The following is a 2,298-nucleotide window of genomic DNA, read 5'->3' on the forward strand; positions in this document are numbered from 1 at the left end:
GACAAGCGTATCTCTTTTTTATTATAAATAAGGAGATGGAAAGATGGATCGTATTGATATATTAATGAAAGCATTTATTGCTACATTCGGTGGCTTCTGTGGGTATTTCTTGGGAGGATGGGATGCAACATTGAAAATCTTAGTGACGATGGCAGTTATTGACTATTTAACTGGCATGATTGCAGCAGGATATAACGGAGAATTAAAAAGTAAAGTTGGTTTTAAAGGCATCGCCAAAAAGGTGGTGCTTTTTCTTTTAGTTGGAGCGGCAGCCCAATTAGATGCAGTGTTAGGAAGCAATAGTGCTATTCGTGAAGCGACAATTTTCTTTTTCATGGGTAACGAATTACTTTCACTTTTAGAAAATGCTGGACGAATGGGTATTCCACTTCCACAAGCCTTAACAAATGCAGTTGCGATTTTAGGTGGCAAACAAAAACAAGAAGAGAAAAAAGGAGATGTTCAATAATGGGTTACATTGTAGATATTTCAAAATGGAATGGTGATGTTAACTGGCCTGTAGCGAAACAATACATTGATTTTATTATCGCTCGTGTACAAGATGGTTCGAATTATGTAGATCCATTATATAAAGGGTATGTACAATCAATGAAACAGCATGGCATTCCTTTTGGTAACTATGCATTCTGTCGTTTCGTTTCTGAAAATGATGCACGTATAGAAGCTCGGGACTTTTGGAACCGCGGAGACAAGAGCGCAACAGTCTGGGTTGCTGATGTAGAAGTAAAAACAATGGATGATATGAGGGCAGGAACACAAGCTTTTATTGATGAATTGCGACGATTAGGTGCTCAGAAAGTTGGTTTATATGTAGGCCATCACATGTATGCTCCGTTCGGAATGGCAAATGTAAAGGCTGACTTTGTATGGATTCCTCGTTATGGTGGGAAGAAACCTGATTATCCATGCGATATTTGGCAATACACAGAAACAGGAAATGTACCTGGTATTGGAAAGTGTGATTTGAACCAATTGATTGGCAGCAAGCCATTATCTTGGTTCACAGAAAAAAAACAACAAGAACAAACTGTTTCTAATGGTGGCTATCAATACGTTAAATCTGGTGGGTTTGGCGTTTCATTAGTTCCAGAAGTATTAAATGCCATGAATGAGCGGGGAATTAAAGGAAAGGTTATATCTGATCCTTTAACTGGCGTGGCGTACCTGGAAACGGAAGTATTACCTAATACTGAATTAGATAAAATCACTTGGTGGATGGATAATCGACCAGGTGGAAAATGGTTTTACGAGTATTGCAAGAAATAAAACAAAAGAATAGTTTGATAAACAAAAATAAGAGCCGTCCTATGGGCGGCCTTTTTCTATTTTTATGTAATTAAAAATTTGCTTTTAGATAATGCTTTGAGTATAGGTCTTACAATAAAACCTATTAAACGAAATCCCTTTAAACTCCATTTTGTACATTTTGTATTTCGTTTAATGTTGAAGACATTATATCTACATAATCTATCATAGCACCTATGTTTAACTTGGCTGTTTCAGTATCATTTTCATTTAAAGCTATAAATGCTTGGTCTACCATTTGTTTAATTGCTCTTGCATCGTCTCTTAATTGAACTTTGAAGTAATCATACTCCTTAGGAGGTTCTATACTTGCTAGTCTATTAGCTCTCCCACTTACTCTACTTAATTCTCCCTTTAATCCTGTTTGAGTTGTTTTCCACGTTCCATCTTTTTCAGCTAAGGATTTAATAGATTGAACTGCCGTCTTTAAGTCATTAGAAGTATCCTTAATATCTTCTTGATACTTCTCTAAAGGAGAAGATGCACTAGAACCTTTTGTTAACTGCTTATCTCTATACTCTCTTTCCTCAGCTAGTGTTCTACCTTCTCCAATTACAGCTTCTTTTACTGTTTTATCGTTTGAGACTTCATTTTTATCTGTATCTTCTTTCTTTTCCGTTACCTCTTTTTCTTCCTTGGCTTTCTTTTCAGCAAGCAATTTTTCCTTTTCGGCAAGCAATTTTTCCTTTTCATCAAGCAATTCTTCTTTTTCTTTGTATAGCTTATCTGCTTCTTTGTCTATTGACTCGTCTTTCTTCTTTTCCGACTCTGAAACCTTTAAGCTATCAGTCTTCTTCTCTTCTGTATTGTCCTTAGAACATCCTACTAACATAAGTGGTAATGCTAAAAAACATATTAGTTTCTTTGCTTTCATTATGTATACTCCTTTTTGAAGAACATTGTAATTAATTAACATATGAAACTATAACATAAAATATATAAATAGGATATATGAATTTATCATCATTACCA

3 protein-coding genes are annotated in these 2,298 nt (G+C 35.2%); 2 read left to right on the top strand and 1 reads right to left on the bottom strand.

What is annotated here, in order from left to right; genetic code table 11:
* The first annotated feature begins 43 nt into the window (after positions 1-43).
* Both ACQGS6_RS26855 and ACQGS6_RS26860 read left to right on the top strand, forming a co-directional pair.
* Complete coding sequence (locus tag ACQGS6_RS26855) at positions 44-469, top strand: phage holin family protein (protein WP_426965903.1); 426 nt, start codon at positions 44-46, stop codon at positions 467-469.
* Positions 469-1,287 carry a GH25 family lysozyme gene (locus tag ACQGS6_RS26860; RefSeq protein WP_426965904.1) on the top strand — a complete coding sequence of 273 codons (819 nt, stop codon included), beginning with the start codon at positions 469-471 and terminating at the stop codon, positions 1,285-1,287. The genes ACQGS6_RS26855 and ACQGS6_RS26860 overlap by 1 nt, the downstream gene beginning before the upstream one ends.
* Before the next feature lie 139 nt (positions 1,288-1,426).
* Here the strand turns inward: ACQGS6_RS26860 and ACQGS6_RS26865 are convergent, their stop codons facing one another.
* A complete protein-coding gene (locus tag ACQGS6_RS26865) occupies positions 1,427-2,200 on the bottom strand; it encodes a DUF6376 family protein (RefSeq protein ID WP_071772649.1) in 774 nt (257 codons plus the stop codon).
* Between the last annotated feature and the right edge of the window lie 98 nt (positions 2,201-2,298).

This window comes from Bacillus sp. GMs2/2 (assembly GCF_050172095.1).
GTDB classification, from domain to species: domain Bacteria; phylum Bacillota; class Bacilli; order Bacillales; family Bacillaceae_G; genus Bacillus_A; species Bacillus_A cereus.